Source organism: Acidisoma silvae (assembly GCF_020618775.1).
Lineage (GTDB): Bacteria > Pseudomonadota > Alphaproteobacteria > Acetobacterales > Acetobacteraceae > Acidisoma > Acidisoma silvae.
Window position 1 is genome coordinate 1 of sequence record NZ_JAESVB010000018.1, and the last position, 17,246, is coordinate 17,246.

14 protein-coding genes and 2 pseudogenes are annotated in these 17,246 nt (G+C 53.2%); 8 read left to right on the forward strand and 8 right to left on the reverse strand.

The window, feature by feature from the left end; translation table 11 throughout:
* Window positions 1-50: 50 nt before the first annotated feature.
* Window positions 51-1,703, reverse strand: a complete 1,653-nt coding sequence (locus ASILVAE211_RS21615; RefSeq protein WP_227323448.1) for an ISL3 family transposase — start codon at window positions 1,701-1,703, stop codon at window positions 51-53.
* A gap of 131 nt (window positions 1,704-1,834) precedes the next feature.
* On the opposite strand from ASILVAE211_RS21615, the gene ASILVAE211_RS21620 reads away from it, so the two are divergent.
* Window positions 1,835-2,653: a hypothetical protein gene (locus tag ASILVAE211_RS21620; RefSeq protein ID WP_227323449.1), complete on the forward strand. Its 819-nt coding sequence runs from the start codon at window positions 1,835-1,837 to the stop codon at window positions 2,651-2,653.
* A 93-nt stretch (window positions 2,654-2,746) separates the two neighbouring features.
* On the opposite strand, the gene ASILVAE211_RS21625 is transcribed toward ASILVAE211_RS21620, so the two are convergent.
* Together ASILVAE211_RS21625 and ASILVAE211_RS21630 are read right to left on the reverse strand one after the other, a co-directional pair.
* Window positions 2,747-3,049 (reverse strand): hypothetical protein, encoded by a 303-nt coding sequence (locus ASILVAE211_RS21625; protein ID WP_227323450.1) that lies wholly within the window; start codon window positions 3,047-3,049, stop codon window positions 2,747-2,749.
* An 833-nt stretch (window positions 3,050-3,882) separates the two neighbouring features.
* Window positions 3,883-4,092 carry a cold-shock protein gene (locus tag ASILVAE211_RS21630; RefSeq protein ID WP_227323451.1) on the reverse strand — a complete coding sequence of 70 codons (210 nt, stop codon included), beginning with the start codon at window positions 4,090-4,092 and terminating at the stop codon, window positions 3,883-3,885.
* A 1,193-nt stretch (window positions 4,093-5,285) separates the two neighbouring features.
* Between ASILVAE211_RS21630 and ASILVAE211_RS21635 the strand changes: the two genes are divergently transcribed.
* Window positions 5,286-7,532: a putative bifunctional diguanylate cyclase/phosphodiesterase gene (locus ASILVAE211_RS21635; protein ID WP_227323452.1), complete on the forward strand. Its 2,247-nt coding sequence runs from the start codon at window positions 5,286-5,288 to the stop codon at window positions 7,530-7,532.
* A 125-nt stretch (window positions 7,533-7,657) separates the two neighbouring features.
* Here ASILVAE211_RS21635 and ASILVAE211_RS21640 read toward each other — a convergent pair whose 3' ends face one another.
* The gene (locus tag ASILVAE211_RS21640) at window positions 7,658-8,599 is read right to left on the reverse strand and encodes a LysR family transcriptional regulator (protein WP_227323453.1); all 942 of its coding nucleotides are present in this window, start codon (window positions 8,597-8,599) and stop codon (window positions 7,658-7,660) included.
* Window positions 8,600-8,713: 114 nt separating this feature from the next.
* On the opposite strand from ASILVAE211_RS21640, the gene ASILVAE211_RS21645 reads away from it, so the two are divergent.
* The 4 genes from ASILVAE211_RS21645 (at window position 8,714) to ASILVAE211_RS26530 (ending at window position 11,227) form a co-directional block, all read left to right on the forward strand.
* The gene (locus tag ASILVAE211_RS21645; protein ID WP_227323454.1) at window positions 8,714-9,409 is read left to right on the forward strand and encodes an NADPH-dependent F420 reductase; all 696 of its coding nucleotides are present in this window, start codon (window positions 8,714-8,716) and stop codon (window positions 9,407-9,409) included.
* A 203-nt stretch (window positions 9,410-9,612) separates the two neighbouring features.
* Window positions 9,613-10,131: a DUF1579 domain-containing protein gene (locus ASILVAE211_RS21650; protein ID WP_227323455.1), complete on the forward strand. Its 519-nt coding sequence runs from the start codon at window positions 9,613-9,615 to the stop codon at window positions 10,129-10,131.
* Window positions 10,132-10,903: 772 nt separating this feature from the next.
* Entirely contained in the window at window positions 10,904-11,065 is a 162-nt protein-coding gene (locus ASILVAE211_RS21655) for a hypothetical protein (RefSeq protein WP_227323456.1), read from the forward strand.
* Window positions 11,066-11,080: 15 nt separating this feature from the next.
* Entirely contained in the window at window positions 11,081-11,227 is a 147-nt protein-coding gene (locus tag ASILVAE211_RS26530; RefSeq protein ID WP_406566087.1) for a hypothetical protein, read from the forward strand.
* 54 nt (window positions 11,228-11,281) lie between these two features.
* Here the strand turns inward: ASILVAE211_RS26530 and ASILVAE211_RS21660 are convergent.
* Window positions 11,282-12,814 (reverse strand): annotated as a pseudogene (locus ASILVAE211_RS21660) (IS3 family transposase).
* Window positions 12,815-12,946: 132 nt separating this feature from the next.
* On the opposite strand from ASILVAE211_RS21660, the gene ASILVAE211_RS21665 reads away from it, so the two are divergent.
* On the forward strand, window positions 12,947-13,882 hold the full coding sequence (locus ASILVAE211_RS21665) for an SDR family oxidoreductase (protein ID WP_227323457.1): 936 nt from the start codon (window positions 12,947-12,949) through the stop codon (window positions 13,880-13,882).
* A gap of 711 nt (window positions 13,883-14,593) precedes the next feature.
* Window positions 14,594-15,868, forward strand: a complete 1,275-nt coding sequence (locus tag ASILVAE211_RS21670) for a GGDEF domain-containing protein (protein ID WP_227323458.1) — start codon at window positions 14,594-14,596, stop codon at window positions 15,866-15,868.
* A 63-nt stretch (window positions 15,869-15,931) separates the two neighbouring features.
* On the opposite strand, the gene ASILVAE211_RS21675 is transcribed toward ASILVAE211_RS21670, so the two are convergent.
* The 3 genes and pseudogenes from ASILVAE211_RS21675 to ASILVAE211_RS21685 all read right to left on the reverse strand — a co-directional run bounded on the left by ASILVAE211_RS21675 (window position 15,932) and on the right by ASILVAE211_RS21685 (window position 17,203).
* Window positions 15,932-16,237: a hypothetical protein gene (locus ASILVAE211_RS21675; protein ID WP_227323459.1), complete on the reverse strand. Its 306-nt coding sequence runs from the start codon at window positions 16,235-16,237 to the stop codon at window positions 15,932-15,934.
* Window positions 16,237-17,010: pseudogene (tnpC, locus tag ASILVAE211_RS21680) on the reverse strand (IS66 family transposase); the annotation flags it as partial. The gene ASILVAE211_RS21675 and the pseudogene tnpC, both read right to left, overlap by 1 nt.
* A complete protein-coding gene (locus ASILVAE211_RS21685; RefSeq protein WP_227323507.1) occupies window positions 16,919-17,203 on the reverse strand; it encodes a hypothetical protein in 285 nt (94 codons plus the stop codon). The pseudogene tnpC and the gene ASILVAE211_RS21685, both read right to left, overlap by 92 nt.
* Window positions 17,204-17,246 lie beyond the last annotated feature (43 nt).

Here is a 17,246-nt window from a genome sequence, read left to right on the forward strand (position 1 = left end):
GCGCCGGATAGAATTGGGTTCTCCCGCATATTGCGTGGTGATGCTCACTATCATTCTAGGTTGAGAACCCGAGCGCGCAGCAGTTCGAATCCTGCCCTCCCATACATGGATCTCTTTAGCATTTTGATACGACAGACATGCCCTTCGACCGGGCTGGTGGTCCAAGGTGATGTCACCGCAGCGTGGATTGCATCGTAGTCGCGGCGAAGGCTGATCGCGAAGCGAGCAAGCGGTGTTTCGGCTGCGTCCGTCAGAAGCTGGCTCAGGTCATCATGGCCACGACGCCGTAAAAGTCTGTTCATCCGTTTTGCCCATTTGATCGCAGCACCCAAAGCGGGTTCGGCGGCCAGAAGGTGGCGCTTGAACAGGCTATCTTCAGGGCTCAGGGCTCTGCGATCGGCCATCAACAGATGGGCAAGCCCATAGCCGCTTGGCACGGGCCAAGCCGGAGGCAACGGGAGGTCAGCGATTTCGGGAGCTTGAGCCTTTCCCCTCCGGATATTGGTCGCCCATTCCCGGACAAGAGAAGGCCGGCCACGAAAACCCAAATCGTTGAGTTCGCGCCAAAGCTGCGTCGCATTACGACACCCCTCACTCCAACGCCGCCCAAGGTAGAGCTTGAATGGGTCGAGGATGCTATCTCCCTTCGGTTGCAACCACCGTGGTGCATATCCAAGCCTCTGCCATCGCAGGATGGTCTTCCGGTCGATGCCAAGCTGCCCAGAGATCTGCACAGTCGAGATACCAATGTTTTTCAATCTGACCATCTCAGCATGGAGTTCCTCACGGCGGCTGTGTGACGCAAGGCCGGCGCGTTGCGCTCTCGTCGGCGCCGGGGGAAAGGCGTAAACAGCCTTCTGTGTAGTTAAGGGCTGTTTGGCAGCGAGATAGGAGCGCACCTGGCTCGCAGCACGGCGAGCAGCGGCATTATGCCGGGCGCCGAGAGCTTGAACGGCGTCACCCAGGTTACGCAGCAAATGCCAACGGTCGGCCACCTGGATAGCCGAGGGCGCACCCTGGCGGATTCCATCGGAATAGGCGCCAGCTCGGTCACGCGCGACAATCTCGACCCCAGGGTGACGGGTGAGCCATTTGGCAACGGTTGCGGCTTCTCTGTCCGGCAGAAGATCAATCACTTTATTTGTCTCGAGGTCGACGAGAACGGTGCCGTAAAACCGCCCACGCTTCCACGCCCAATCGTCGATGCCAAGCACGCGCGGAGTAGGCGTCACATCGGTTATACGGCGCCCGGACGCGAGACGAAGCAAGGTATCAGGACTGACGGGTGTCGACATGCGAGAGGCCAACCGGGCTCCAGCTTCGCCGCCAAGCGCTAAACCAAAATGACGTTGCAGGTCTCTCAGTCGGGCCGTTCGTTGGCTCGACCGCGGTGCGACGTCTGGCAGTGATTCTGCAAAAGTTCGCCTGGGGCACTGTCGGTTGAGGCAGTAATAGCGCTTGCCATGAACGCGAATGATCACAGAACGCCCTTGCCACGGCAAATCGTGCAGATGTCGAAAATACCAACTGTGCAACCGCCTGGATGGCGCGGAACACTCTGGGCAGCGAGCATTACGTTCGCGGCCAGTGGCTTCAATCATGACCGCTTCCGCCGTTGGCCTGACGCGGGTTACTTTGAGGGTTGGAGAGATGAACGGCAGAACCTTTTGCGACACCGGGCAACACCATGGACGTAAATCCATGTCTGTCTCCGATTCACGGCATCAGTACAAGCCCACCACCACGGAACCTGCGGGAGAACCAGTGTTGCTCCGGTATCAACAGCCTCCCGTTCCCACTACTTGGAATCGATGTCGACAACGACAGCGTCTTCATGAACGAAACCGTAAAGGACTATTGCACGCAGTATGGCATCGAACTAACGCGCTGCCGCCCATATCGCAAAAACGACCAGGCCTGGGTTGAGCAAAAGAACGGCGCAGTGGTGCGGCGTGCGATTGGCTACCGGCGATATGAGGGGTTGGAAGCTGCGCGTCTCTTGGCAAAGTTTTATTCGGCTTTCCGCCTCTATGTGAACTTCTACCAGCCTTCCTTCAAATTGCTCAGCAAAGCTCGGGACGGTGGGCGGATTATAAAGCGGTACCATACGCCAGCCACACCCCAGCAACGGGTCCACGACGATCGGCGCGTGACCGAGAGTGCCAAAGCAGATTTGTTGAAGGAGCGCGTGTTCCGGGACCCAATTGAGTTGTTGCGGTCTATACGCCAGCTGCAGGAGGAGTTGGTTAACCTCTCGGACGGGATCGTGCCGGGCAGCCATGGAGCCCCTGATGCGGTTACTCTGGAAAAATTCCTGGCAGGATTAAAGACCGCTTGGGAGAATGGCCCAGTGATCCGGCCGACGCACCGTCGGAAAGCAAGTGGGCCAAGAGGGCGGCGGCGCCCTGACCCAGTGGAAGCCGTCACAGCCGAATTAATGGGATGGTTTGCCGAAGAACCCTGGAAAACCGGGCGGCGGTTGCTGGAACGGCTTCAGACGACCTATCCCGACAAATACCAACCAGGGCTAATACGAACCATTCAGCGCAGGATAACAGGCTGGCGTGCACAGGCCGCAGACACTCTGTATGCCGCATCAGAGGATCCGTCCCCATTGCCGCCCGATCGGGCGGCAATGGGGACGGAGATGTGAGGCAACTGGTGCGATCGCGTGAGGCGACAATCAGACGCTCGGGAACATCTCTCAATGAGGCAATACGTTCTCACCTTGATCGCCGCGCTGCACTCACTTATCTCGCGTTACCATAATATTAAACGCTTCACGGCCCTTTTCGGATATTTGAGCCATGTCTGGTTCTCCAACAGCAAAACCGAGTTTAATCAAGTTGGAAATGGCTTTCCCACTCACATCAGTCGCACAAACAAAATGCTGATTATCTGGCAAGTTGTTTAAAGCGACGAGAGCGATCCATTCTTCATCGCAAATTTTGGGGACGGTCTGTTCAGACGTCTCGCGCAATTCAATAGCGCAATCTTCCTCAGAGGCATAGAAACTAGTCATTTTTGAAGCACCCTTAGCATCTGGCACCCAAGGAATTCCTGGGCAACGTCAGACCAGCAACCTAAAGTCTGAACTATGGAGCAAATTCGTCACTGCTCCGCAATTCATCAAAAGGCTTAAGGTCAACATCTTGACGACGTCCCCGTTGCGAATGCCGCAAGGAAAAAGTATTGCGAATAGCCGAATGACAACACACTCTGGCGATAGATCTTGCAAGATTTGTAATTTCCTGACTTGAAGCGATGAAAGAAGCACACTCGGCTTCATACAAGGAACACGCTTAATAATAGCCGAAAGAATCTTCCGTGTTGTAGGATCAATTTTTGATTTTCCGGGCCGAAAGGAATGGGAAGTGGTAAGCTTTGCCATGAGACGCTTAGACTTCATCACACGTCATGGGTAAAGACCCGCTCCGATGGGGAGGCGTTCCCGTATATCCAAATCGCTGGATCTCCGGCAGCGACAACCCTCCGATCCTGCAGCCCTCGCCCCAACAGACCCCACTAGCGGCATTCCCGTCACTCAAAGGCATTTGGAGGCAAAAAGGCGCACAGGTCCTCGGTTGGAGCTGGTTGCTTATAATATCTTAATTGTGGCTTTGATTTCTGCCGTGAGCGTTTGTCGGGGCATGATGCAAACTGATAGCGTATCTGCTTTAGCCGCAAAGCAGCGCAGGTTCACATCCTTTCGATCGGACCAATTGCGCGGATCAGACGCGCATGCCCCACAAAGACTTGGTTTACTCAAGATTGACACTAAATACTTCTAAATTTCAATCAACGTGCGTTGCTATTAGCTAACTACGCCACCGGCCGATCCTCGGCAAGGAAGTGTTCCTTAAGCAGTCCCCTTTCGTGGCGCTAAAGTACCTTCAGGTTCTCAGCGGCCATTTTTCCGCTACTATCGTGCGCAAAAGCGTCAAAATGGATTTTTTGGCCCTCGGTAAGACCTGATAAACCCGCTCGATGGACTGAAGCGATGTGGACAAACACATCTGGGCCAGGACTGACCGGCCGGATGAAACCAAAGCCTTTCTCCAAATTGAACCATTTTACGCTTCCTATGGCCACGATATTTCCCCTTTGAGCAGCTTATTGTTCTGACCGCTTAGCATAGCGAGATGCTTCATGCTTAGATTTTGACGGGCATTCGTCAAGCCGCGTTCACTCTTAAAAATGAACGGACGGCTAGTTATGCCGCGCCATCGCCCCGCTCTCACTGCGCCATAAACAAGTCGGTGTCGCAAGCGCGACGCTGTCCTTCAGCTCGGAGGGGTTGAAGGGGTTCGGTAGAAGGTCTATGGCTGCTTCGATGCAGTAAAACGTAATTTTAGACTTGCCGCATAGCACAAGAAAACCGTCAAGTTGATCTTTTCTGATCTCCTCTGACAAACGTGCCAAGATCGTTGCTGTCGCGATTACCTGCCGTTCGGAGATCAGTAACCAGGATTTCGAGTGCTTCGGAATGCCTCAGGTCGCGCCCTGCATCGTCGGCATCATTAGATCCAAGTTTCCGTTGGCGACTGGACGCGGGGTTTTGTGTCTGAGCCCTTCACTGGCACGTTACTTGAATGCCTGACGCACCAATCTGACATCTTTTTGCGCAATGGCACGAGCTTCCGCCGCAAACGCTTTGCCCGTCGTCGCCAAAGCGTAGCGAAGAAGCATTTGCCCAGGCCAGACAGTCTTGGGAGCACTCAGCCTGATAAGCTGCCGCGTATCAACCCGAGTTTTGCGGCTAAGCTCTGGCTCGACTAAAGAGAACGGGTCTGGCTCAGCTCTTCCTCACGGTCGCCCGCTAATAGCGATCTGAAGCGCAATGCCCGTTAAGAAGCCCTAGACGCCGGCACACCTTGTCGTCGCAACTTACAAAATAATTTGGCTGAGATTGCCATACGAAGATTATCGACTTTGGATAAATTTTGTCTCCAAGAACTACGCCGGCAGTTTGTTCAAGACAATGTCATGTTGCTAGCGCGATCCGACCAGTTATTGTTTTGCAATGATTTGATCCTAGCCTTTTATTCCATCTCGGCCGCCCCCTGTCAAAGTCTAGGCGTCTTTCGCAATGCTGCTTGAGAGCAAGAAACGATAAGGATTTTAACGTTTTGAGTCCCACGGCCCATCTTCCCGTTATGTTTGTCCAAATATCGCGAGCACGGCTTTCCACCACAACCTGGAAGCTACTCGCCCTAACCCAAAAAGCATGATCTTGAACGGTATTGTTTATGACTAGCACGGGCTGGCTTTCGAAAGACAAGAGCATGTCCTTTTTCAGCGGAATCATCTCGGCGCTTGTAAGACCTTGGGCTAAATTGAAAACGCCCACTCTCAACGAAATCGGGCCGAAGCTTGGAAAGGCTATTCTTCTTTTCGTCGCTATTCTTGCTGTCGAATATACGATTCTGCACTACATGGGAAATGACACGCCAATTTGGTTAACTAATGCGATCGCTGTTACCGCTGTATTCCGTAGCCCTACTAAATCTTGGCCCGCACTGATTCTGGCGGAATTCGGAGCGGACATAACAGCTGTCCTACTTTACGGCGACCCAGTCACCATCGCGGTCGGGACAGCCTTTACAGGATCGCTTGAAATCATTGTCGTATCCCTTCTCCTGAAGCGGATTTTCTCGCGTGCACCGCTGTTCTCAAATTTGGAACAAATTTCGTCCTTTGCCGCTGTTTGTATAACCGTTCCAATTGTCAGCACAGGTGCAGGAGCAGCAGTGGTGACATCATATTTCGGCGGTCACTTCCTTTCGACTTGGTTCAATTGGTATATCGCCGGCGCCTTCGACCTTTTAGTGATCACTCCTTTTTTATTGTTGTGGACGGATTCTGCGCAATGGCGCCAAATTTCCAAACAGGAATTGTTAAGAGTATCTTATTTGGGTCTTTTGGTTGGTTTAGTGGGATGGGTTGATTTTCGCCTAAATTTTGTTCCCGGCACCTATTTCAGCTTTCCTTTTCTTCTTCTTGCGGCCTTTCGTGGTGGAATTCTGGGCGCTGTCACGAGTTCCGTCGTCCTTACGATTGTGGCGACATCGCTGACTGTCACCGGATACGGCCCATTTCGACACTATCCAAACGTAAGCCATGAGGAGCAAGTGCTGTTTTTGCAGATTTACCTTGCCTTCGTGGTTTTATCGACGCTCCCGGTCGCCGCTATTTTGGAGCACCGTAAGTTACTCAACGCGGCTCAGGCGCTTGCAGACCAAACCCGCTTGGGACGGTACGATGTTCTAACGGATCTTCCGAATAGAGTATTGTTCAGTGAGCGTCTAAAGTTGGCGCAAGACCAGGCAGCTTACGAGCACGGGACAGCCTCGCTTTTGGTCATTGATCTAGATCGCTTCAAGCCGGTCAATGATTTGCACGGCCACATTGTCGGTGACCAATTGCTCCAACTTGTCGCGAAACGGCTGTCCGGCATCGTCGACAATCAAGAGACGACAGCAAGACTTGGCGGCGACGAATTTTCGATTGTCAGCTATCCTTCGAGTGAAGAGGCTGCAGAGCACCTTGCCGAGCGCATCATATCAGAAATAGGAAAGACTTTCGAAGTTCAAGGGCTCAGTATCCAGATCGGCTGCTGCATTGGTATCGCGATGAGTATGGGGGCGGCGATCGCCGAAACCACATTGATGACGCGAGCGGACGCAGCGCTTTACGATGCGAAAGCGGCCGGCCGGAACGGCTATCGGTTTTATGAACCTGGACAAGATATTAGATTGCGCGAACGTGCAGAACTTGAATCCGAACTAAGAGTTGCCCTGAAGCAACACGAAATCCAGCCCCACTATCAGCCTATTGTCGCTCTGTCTGACGGAACCCTGGTAGGATTCGAAATGCTTGCGCGTTGGAAACACGGAACCAAGGGCAATGTTCCGCCAAGCATCTTTATTCCGTTAGCCGAGGCCATCGGTTTGATTGAACAAATGACCGATCAGCTCATCCATCAGGCCTGCCAGGCAGCCTTAAGTTGGCCCGATCATGTCTTTATCGCGGTGAATGTTTCGCCCGTTCAGTTACGGCATCGCCGTCTTCCAGCCTTGATTGCGGCAGCCCTCACAGAGACGGGGATGCCAGCCACACGCCTCCATGTGGAATTAACGGAAAGTGCACTCATTGATGACTTTGAAATGGCAAGCAGTGTTCTTGCTGATCTCAAAGCCATGGGAATTTCGCTGTCTTTAGATGATTTTGGAACCGGCTATTCTAGCTTGCGGCATTTGCAAAGGCTACCGTTCGACAAGCTTAAAATTGATATGGAATTTGTGCGAACGATGAACTGCACTGAAGCAAGCCGCAAGATCGTAGCAAGTATAATAAATTTAGGACACAGTTTTGGTCTCCACATAGTCGCTGAGGGAATCGACAGTTTAAAAACGGCAGAGATGTTGAAACGGATGAACTGTGACTTTGGGCAGGGCTGGCTATTTGGCAAGGCAATGCCGCTCGATGAAGCGACATTGTTTTGTTCACAGGCGAATCACCTAGGAAAGTGATTTCCTTTGACTTGGACGATGACACCGCAAGCAACGATGCCAGCACAAGTAAGCGCGTGTTGACCCAAATGCCGGCACAGTGTCAGCGGCTTTTTCATGCAATTTGTGTGCACTCCAGAGGAAATTCAGGACATGGCGAATGTTTTGCCGATCTTATCGACGCCACTCGCGGGAGGATCACGGGGAAACGCGCCCACGACGGCGTCGATAAAGCTTCTAAGCTTCGGCGTCAGACGGCGATCGGGGCGAAATACGATGTGCATAGGCCGAGAGGGTGTCTCAAAATCCGGCAAGATCCTTACAAGTTGGCCCGCCGCCAAGGCCTGCCGCACGACGTCCTCAGCAATCAGCACAATGCCGAAGCCGTCGATTGCCGCCGACAACAGACCTTTTGCATCGTTCAACCGAAGCTGACCTCTGACTTGCGGTTCGTAGATCCGACCGCGACGAACAAAGCGCCAAGGGTAATCTGCAGGATGCGACCAATGTGCATGGCCAAGGCACTCGTGTGTCTTAAGGTCCGAAGGGTTTGTAGGGCTCCCCCTCTGACGCAGGTAGGTGGGTGACGCGCATGCAACCAAGCGAAATGGCGTTATTTCACAAGCTGAAAGCCCGTTTTCAGCGAGTGGTCCGGTTCGGAAGACGGCCTCGAAATCGTCATCTATCAGATCGACGAACCGATCACTGAGCACAAGATCGATGTCAACTGCCGGGTTTTCTCGAAGGTAGCGGGTCACCACAGGGATGAGACTGTCGGCCCCAAAAGATACCGGTGCGTTGACGCGCAGACGTCCCCGAGGCGTCCCATGCGCTTCCTCGGCGAGGGCGTAGGCCCAGTCGGTTTCAGCAAGCACTAGCTTGCATCTGTCGTAGAATTTTTTGCCGATCTCAGTGAGGCTCTGCTGTCGGGTAGTCCGGTTTATTAGCCGCGTGCCTAACCGCGATTCTAAATAATTGACATGCTTTGCGACCATTTGCGGCGAGATACCCAGACTGACGCCCGCCGCCGAAAAAGAGCCTAATTCCACAGTTTTCACATAGGCTGCCATGCCGGAAAGACGATCCATTCACTCCTCCTGGTTGAAAGTGTTATGGGCAAAAAGCCATTTATCTCAATTTGATTGATAATTACCTCTTCATTTAGCCGACGCAAGGCCGGCGATCAGAAAAAGGGCTTGATCATGAAAATCGGCATTATAGGTTCTGGCCAAATCGGCGGCACTCTTACCCGCCAATTCCGTTTGGCAAAGCATGACGTCTCGGTGGCCAACACACGCGGTCCAGCGTCGCTGGCGGCGCTGCTAGAGGAGACGGGCGCATTTGGAATCTCACTGAACGATGTCGTGAAAGGGCAAGACATCGCCGTGATTGCTGTTCCGACAAAGAGCATCCCGGATCTGCCTTCTAACTTGTTTGCTCATGCATCTCAAAACTTGGTTGTGATCGATGCCAGCAACTATTACCCGCAACAGCGCGACGGCTATATCGGTGGCATCGAGGGCGGCCTTACCGAAAGTGCTTGGGTTGAACAGCAGATTGGCAGGCCGGTTGTCAAAGCGTTCAATACGATCATCGCGCGCCATCTCCTCGAGCGCGGCAAGCCGGCTAGTGTGCCCGGCCGTATTGCACTGGCAATCGCTGGCGATAACCCCGCTGCCAAGCGCACAGTCGCACATCTTATCGATCAAATCGGCTTTGACGCAGTCGATGCGGGGCCAATAGCGGAGTCATGGCGCCAGCAGCCTGGTTCCCCCGGATATTTGAAGGACGGCGACGCCTACAATGTACAGAGCAATCTTTCGCAGGCAGAGAACCTACGCGCACCTGAATGGCGCGCCACCCCCAACAGCCCTGGCACCTACAACGCACCGGCGTGACGTCGGTAGCTCTTAATGTAAATCTTTCAGGTAATTCAAAAAATTCCCAACCCAACTGTGACACCATATAGGAAAAAAAGATGCTAGATCGTCGCCATTTCTTAGGGGCCACAGCCATTGGGGGAACCACTTTGGCCTCGCTTGTTGCGTCGCAAGCGATGGCACAGAGTGCCGGCACAACCGCCCCCTCTTCGGAGGAATCGTTGAGCGACCGGCTTAACAAGCCAGGCTCAGAGGCGGATTTTCTCGAGCGCCGAGCCGGCCTCTGGGATCTAAGGGAAACAGTATGGGCTGCTCCAGGGGCACATCCAACGACGAGCACCGGTTTAGTTGCCGAGCGGGTGATGATTGGATCATTGCTACAAGAGTTTATTCGTCCACTGGCCGATATGGCTCGCGTTTCAGTCAAGCGAACCGATCTTCTGTGCTACAATCGGTTGGACGGCAGGTGGGATTACGTGTCCTTCGACACACGGGATCCAGTTGGATTGATGCCAGCCTGGAGCCTCAGTCGCGGTGACCTTAACCAGATAGAACTCAGTTTTGCTCCCTTGGCGGTTGCAGGCGTTGGGAAAGACAGCACAGTCAGCTTCCTGCGGTTGCGACAGCTAACAATTAGTGATGGTCCCGATCGCGACAGGAAAGATCAGTATTTCACACTGGCCGACGGCACCGCCACTGAGTGGCTCGCTCACCGCTACCAATACGTTCGACGTCCATAATTTGTTCGCTGTCTAAAATATTTGGTCGTTTAGATTTCACCAGAAATTTCTTTTCGATTTCTGTTTTTAAATTGCTCCGATAGCAAGTGTAACTTTTCCATTTTTCTGATGAAGAAACTCAAAAGTGATTGCTCGCCCAAGGCTATAAATTGTCGGAAAATAGAGCTAGCATTTAACCAGTTCGAACATAATCAAAGATTAACAATAATAATATTAGCGAATTTCTGCCGCATACCGACAATTGCCTCAAAAGCAAATTGCACTCTTCTTCCAAAGCGACATCTTGCCATCCTTCCTGCCAGACTGGGTTGGTTAGAGTGCGGCATAGTAAATCCCTCGACGAAATGCATTTACGTCGACTAACCTCTTACTGAAAGAATAATCAGATGTCGGACGGAATCGTCGTCACTGCGGTTTGGATCATCAAACCCGACCGAGTTGATCAGTTTATCAACGCTCTAAAGCATATGTTACTTTGACCAAGACCCGGAAAGGTTTCCGGAAAAATTGAACTGATTCCTAGCGATTCCGATAACAACAGCTTCTTATTACTCGAGCACTGGGATAGCATAGACGATTTTCGGGCTTATACCTCTTTCCGAATCCAGACTGGGGATACGGATCGGCTGCTCGAAATATCGATCGACTTTGCAAAAATGGCTACCTGGCGTTGTCCACCTCTAGCTGCCGCAGCGAACTTGTGTCCTGGCCGAGAAAGACACCTCGGCGTGGCTATGATTCGCTGAGCTCCTGGCAGCACAGAAGGCAGCGCGTGGCGACACCCAAGGCGATTGCGATTGATTTGTGGGAGACTGAAGCAGCCGAGCTTGCCTCGCGGCTTCGTCGGCGCAAGGTATCTCGTGCGGATGCAATTCGGGCTGAGATCGTGTTGCTGGCGGCCGAAGGCGTAAGCAACCTTGCGATCGCGGAGTAGCTTGACGTGACCCGCGTGACAGTCACAACCTGGCGACGGCGCTTCGCCGAGAAGCGCTTGGATGGTCTTCTTGACGAGCCACGACCCGGGGCACTGCGGACCATCACAGACCAGAAGGTGCTGATGTGGTCACCGCAACACTGGAATGTTGAGTTTCAGTGAGAGCTGACCCGGGCGGATAGGATTGGGGATGCGGATAAAAACTTGGACTACATTTTAAACTCTAATGCCAAGACTTTGTCGATATTCAAGAGGACTGAGAGCGCCGAGGGATATTTTGATGCGCTTTCCATTATACCAGCGGTTGTAGGAATCAACGGCCTTAACGAATTGTTCTATTGTCGAGGTCTTCCAGTCTCGGGGATAGAATAGTTCAGTTTTTAGGCGTCCGAAGAATCCTTCACACGCCGCGTTGTCAGGTGAGCAACCCTTACGAGACATTGAACGAGTAAGATTGGCATCCGTCATCCGTGAGAGCCAACCTGGCCAACGATAGTGAGCGCCACGATCTGAGTGAACAACAGGCCGCGTGTCCATATCGAGCACCGTCTCGATAGCCGCATCCAGCATGGTGTTGACGAGCTCAGCGTCTGGATGCGCGCCGATGGACCAACTGATGACCAACCCATCGAAGCAGTCGATGATGGGTGACGGATAGACTTTGCCAGCCGGGATCTGGAACTCGGTTATGTCGGTCAGCTACTTCTCGTTCGGGGCAGTTGCCTGGAAGTCGCGATTAATAAGGTTCTCGGGCGCCGCGCTGATCTCCCCGAGATAGGACCCGTACCGGCGCCGCTTTGGTTTGGCAACGACCAGGCACTGCTGTTTCATTAGTCGCTGCACAACTTTCTCAGAGATCGTGACGTGCTGCCTGTCCAGCGACGCTTGCAGCCGACGATAGCCATAGCAGCGATGGTTCTGCTCGAAAATTTCAGTGATGCTGCGGCGAATATCACTATATTTGTCTGCTACGTTCACACGGGCCCGATGGTAGAAGTATGAGCTTCGCGCCAGCTTCAGCTGAGCAAGCAGGTCCGGCAGTCGATAGAGATCTTTGAGGGCGTCAACCAGCACTGTCTTTTCCCGATTACTCAGGAGGTGCAGGTCGACGCCCAGGCCTTTTTTTAGAAGTTCATTAGCCTTCTTCAAGAGATCATGTTCAAGCTGCAGTTGTCGCATATCGCCCCGCAGGGATTTGAGCTCGCGCTCTAATTCCTCTCGCTCCGGTGGTGATTTGTTATTGCTTTTCATAATTGCGGGAGCCTCACGGCCAAGGAGCTGGTTTTTCCAGCTATACAGTGTCGGCCTGCTTACGCCGAGCTTTTCAGCGACAGCCTGCGCACTTTCTTGTCGATTGCAGAGTTCGATGACACCCGCCTGCTTCAGGGCCTCGGCATACCTTGGACGGCCAGCAATCCCAACGGTAGCTTTCCTGCTCTCAGGAAGCGCCTCCCGAACCCACGCAGTCAGTCTCCCACGCCCGGGGTAGCCCAAGGCCCTCATTGTCGCAGCGATGCATCTGTCATGAGTGAGGTAGTGCTCAAGAGCCGCCTCCTTCTGCGCCTGCGTGAACTTGGGGTCTCGGACCTTACACCCCAGAGGCAAATCACGGCGTTGCTCGTATTCCCGGCACCAGCCCTTCAGGGCGTTCTTGGTCGGATAGCCCAGCTGACGAATTGTAGCACGGACACGTTTGCCGAGCTTGATGTAAAGCTCAACTGCCTGAAGTCTGTCTTTATACGAATACATAGACTACCCCCCACCTCCTAGGCAGTCCAAGTTTTTATCCGCGTCCCCTCACCGAGAACGTCCAAGAACCGTTGCGACTCGGATCCAACCATAATATTGTGGCGCCTCATGCATTTCGCGCCGGGGTCCATCATGGCACCAGACACTTCTGATGGCCCCCGCGGGGCAAAACCCCGTGCAAGCGTCCTCGTGACGGGTGCATCTAGCGGCATCGGCAGGGCGACAGCCCTCTATCTCGCGTCCCAGGACATGCAGGTTTTTGTCGCCTGCCGCCGTCTCGCGGATGGCGAGGCGCTTGCACGTGGCTTTTCGGACGGCCGGATCGTTCCAGTAGAAATGGATGTGACGCTGCCGGAAACGATCCTCCAAGCGCGCGCGGCAGTCGAGGACGTCTTAGGGGCGGGTGGCCTCGACGGCCTGGTTAATAACGCTGGTATCGGCTTTTCCGCGCCGATGGAGGTTGTTAGCCTAGCCCGGGTCCGTGATGCCTTCGAGGTTAACTTGTTCGGGCAGCTTGAAGTAATCCAGGCATTCCTTCCGCTGTTGCGCCCCGGCCCCGGCCGGATCATCAACCTTGGTTCGGTCGGCGCGCATATCACTATTCCCTTTGGCGGGGTTCTTTGCGCAACTAAAGCCGCTTTCACTTCTTTCAATGATGCATTGCGGCAAGAGCTACATTCCTCAGGCATTCGAGTTTGCCTGATCGAGCCGGGATCGATCCACACCCCGGCCGTTGAGAAAACTCTGGGCGGTCCCGACGAAGCCATCGCCTCATGGCCGGCAGGCGCGGCCGAGCGCTACGGCGACATGTTTCGGCGTTTTACCCACAGCGCACTAGCACGCGAGAATGCAGGAAGCCAACCTGATGTCGTTGCACGCGCAATCTATCATGCCTTGAGCAGCAAGCGCCCCAAAGCCCGATACCCTGTGGGGAAAGACGCTCGCCTGCTCGTAACTCTACCACGTGTCCTATCGACATCGATGCTCGACGGGTTGCGCCGCCACCTGTTCGGCATGCCGACAAGATTTGGTGGATGTTCGCCAAGCAAGGGAAATATCAACGACTAAGGTCTTTGTTTTCGGGACGTGTCCCATCCTATGTGATGCAGCATGAATTTGTGTGTCGATTGCAAGAGACACACAGACTTCACCGACTTGGCGACTTAAAACTAGCATGAGCCTGCGTCAGATAGCGAGGTTGCACTGCTGCAGCATCCGCGTGCCCAAATGCGGATCTCGGACATTGGGATTCAGGAACCGCGTGTCATGAGTATCACCATGATCGCCTTCGCCATGGCCTAATCCGCTTCTCAGATTCGCGCGGTTGCTTGCGGTTTGGTTCATCCCGCGTAGAAGGTCGGAGGCCGGCGATGTCTGCTAGAACGAGCCTATAAGGCGCGCCGGCACCCCCTGACATCAAGCTCCCAATACATGCTGGGCGGCATGGCATTCGCTATGATCTCGATGACGGAGTTGATTCGCCTCCTCCCCATTCATCGGTGCATGCTGAGCGGCGACGTGGGTAGCAAGACTGTATAACCTGCCCTTGCGACGTAGATTTCAGCCGGTCAACCTAATTATTCAGACCTAAAATCTTATTTGATATTTCTTTTTTTATTTAGGATTCGATTTTCTTGACATGTATATTTTACTGTTTCAGCGTGGTCAAAGCTTTCTAACAATACACATTGGCTTGACCAAATACCGTACTGACTTTCTCTATCGGCGGCTAGAGTATGAATCGGGTAAAGTTTAGCCGCCAAGCTAACAGGAAATTTTATGCGTCAGTGGGCAATTGATCTCTTGCGGCGATGGCCTGTTAAGCATCGCCTGCTGCTGGCGATAACCGCAATCCTTTTGCCCGCCGTTGTCGTTTCGCTTGTTCTCCAACTGGCTCTTCACGCGTCCAATCGTAGGTTCCAAGCCACCATTGATACAACGATCAAAGATTTGTTACCCGTTGCACGGCTTGAATTTCATATTGAGCAAGTTCGTTATGATCTCGAGCGCACAAAAGCGTCTCCTAGCCAGGCAGCACAGACGTCATTAGTTGATCGCATAAATGAAGATTTTCGCCAGCTGAAAAATCAGGGCCGCCACTCCCAAGATTTAGGAATTCAGATTAGCCATGCTTTTCAAAATTGGCAACAAGTGGAGCCTTTCGTAGAAAAGGAGTTAGCAGCTACTAAGCTCCTTCCATCGTCAAGCGAGCTTTCCCGTGATGACCAGAATCTGGAGCAAGTAATCGATCAACTGCAGAAGGTTCATGCGCAACTTTTATCTGCAGTCTATTCTCGATATAAATTTGCAAGAGGATCGGAGAATGATTTTGAAAAAGCGCTTATATTAACTTGGTTAGTAGGATTCTCAGTAGCAGGCGGAATGGTTTATCTGCTGTCATTGTCGATAATTGCACCTCTTAGAGATCTCAAGAACGCTACGGCCGCGGTGAAGCTCGGTCACTACGACGCTCGCGTTCCACAGAGCGGGCATGATGAGCTCTCGGAGCTTGGAGAGGCGTTTAACGGAATGGCGGCTACAATCGCCCAGTCGCATGAACAACTGTATGACGGGGCCATGCGCGATCCGCTGACTGGATTGCTCAATCGGCGAGGGCTGGACTTAGCTTTGCGGCAAGGGAGTGCCACATGGAAACCTCTTAGTCTAGTGATACTAGACCTGGATCATTTCAAATCAATCAACGACAGGTTTGGTCATGAAGCGGGGGATACTGCGCTCATAGAGCTTGGGCAGCATATGGTTAAAGTCATGCGCCCGGGAGATAGCCTTGGCCGCTATGGTGGGGACGAATTTCTTATGGTTTTTCCCGGGCTCGACGGCCGCATTGCAGTCGCCGTGGCGCAGCGTCTGATAGATCATCTGAAACAAAGTAATGAGGAACGCCTTTTTCCAATCGAGATCAGTGTTGGTGTTGCTGACAAGGGTTTTGAGCCTGTTTCTGCTACGTCCATTCTTCAGGCCGCTGACAAAGCCCTTTACCAGGCGAAAGCGGCAGGCCGGGGAACCGTTCGCGCGATCAATGTTGCAAGCTAATTTAAGTTTACCACTTCGAATGTAAGCGTCCGAAGAATGCATTTGCGGCCTTCGAGACGCATTTTAAGGCTGGCGTTTTAACTCGTCCACCAGGATGCGCTCGGTGGTTTCTGGATCGCATTGTTCTCTCACAAAGAGCTCCCAGATTCCACCCTCCCATGTGCGTATGTCTGCGAAAAGCTCCTGAAGCTCGTTGACGCCGTCCTCGGTTAAACCCGTTGTGCCATCTTCACTGCCATCGCTGACATAGAACATTTGTCCTTCGCTGACATTGTCCGGGTTGGCCGTAATTTCCTCGAGCAGTTCAAGGTTCTCCCCAATCATGGTGGCGACTTGTTTGAGCGTGTAAATATGCCTGGAGCGAGCCATCACCCTGCCTCGTGCACCGCTATCGGCGCCCAATTCCACGGCAATAGCTCATTAAGACGGTCCGTGGGATAATCCTGGATCCTGGCTAGGATGTCTATCAGATAGACCTCCGGATTATGGCCGTGCAATTTCACCGTCTCGATGATGGTCAGGATATCGGCGATGCGCTGGCCTCCTTTGTCTGACCCGGCAAAGAGCCAGTTCTTTCTCCCAATCCCAAGCGGACGCATTGCGCGTTCGGCTATAGAGTTGTCGAGTTCAACTCGACCGTCATCAATGTATACGCTCAATGCCGTCCATCTCGACAGGGCGTATCGCATCGCTTCTGCGAGCTTCTGTTTTTGTGGCAAGGTTGGAAGCGTCGTTTCAATCCACACCTTCAGTTCTTCAAGAACAGGTTTGGCGTGTCGTTGACGCATGCTGCGCCGAACATCCGCCGACATGCCGCGGATACGATACTCAATATCGTAAAGCACGCCGATACGCGCCAACGCCTCATCGGCAATTAATGACGGCTTCATCTTGATCATATCATGGAACTTGCGGCGCACATGAGCCATGCAGGCCGCTTCGATAATCTTATTGCCGTAAAGCTTCTTGTAACCGCCATAACCATCCGCGTGCATCACACCGCTGAAGTTGGCGAGGTGATCGGCCGGATGCGCGCCCTTTCGGTCAGGGCTATAGTAGTAGGCTATGGCTTTGGGCGTGCGATCTTGATAGCCGCTGCCATCGAACACTTAGACCCAAACTCTCCCAGTTTTGGTCTTTCCCGAATTTCAGCGCGCGCAGCTCGTCGTTGTTCTTCTTCAACTGGCCGATGAGCGTCTCAAGGCCGGTGATGATCCCTTCAAGGTGCCTGACTTTCGCGCGCAGGCCATGGACCGTCTCTGCATCCAGGGGCGTGTCGCCGGGTTCACTGCGGGCGGGATCGGCTTGGATCATCTTGCCGATTTTGTACCACACGCAGCCCACCTGGAGAAGAAAAACTCAGTCCAGATAAAGGCTT

Bases quoted from the DNA above. Each gene is read 5' to 3' on its own strand.
- ASILVAE211_RS21615 (WP_227323448.1), bottom strand. From the start codon at position 1,703: ATGGATTTACGTCCATGGTGTTGCCCGGTGTCGCAAAAGGTTCTGCCG.
- ASILVAE211_RS21620 (WP_227323449.1), top strand. From the start codon at position 1,835: ATGAACGAAACCGTAAAGGACTATTGCACGCAGTATGGCATCGAACTA.
- ASILVAE211_RS21635 (WP_227323452.1), top strand. From the start codon at position 5,286: ATGTCCTTTTTCAGCGGAATCATCTCGGCGCTTGTAAGACCTTGGGCT.
- ASILVAE211_RS21640 (WP_227323453.1), bottom strand. From the start codon at position 8,599: ATGGATCGTCTTTCCGGCATGGCAGCCTATGTGAAAACTGTGGAATTA.
- ASILVAE211_RS21645 (WP_227323454.1), top strand. From the start codon at position 8,714: ATGAAAATCGGCATTATAGGTTCTGGCCAAATCGGCGGCACTCTTACC.
- ASILVAE211_RS21665 (WP_227323457.1), top strand. From the start codon at position 12,947: ATGGCACCAGACACTTCTGATGGCCCCCGCGGGGCAAAACCCCGTGCA.
- ASILVAE211_RS21670 (WP_227323458.1), top strand. From the start codon at position 14,594: ATGCGTCAGTGGGCAATTGATCTCTTGCGGCGATGGCCTGTTAAGCAT.
- ASILVAE211_RS21675 (WP_227323459.1), bottom strand. From the start codon at position 16,237: ATGGCTCGCTCCAGGCATATTTACACGCTCAAACAAGTCGCCACCATG.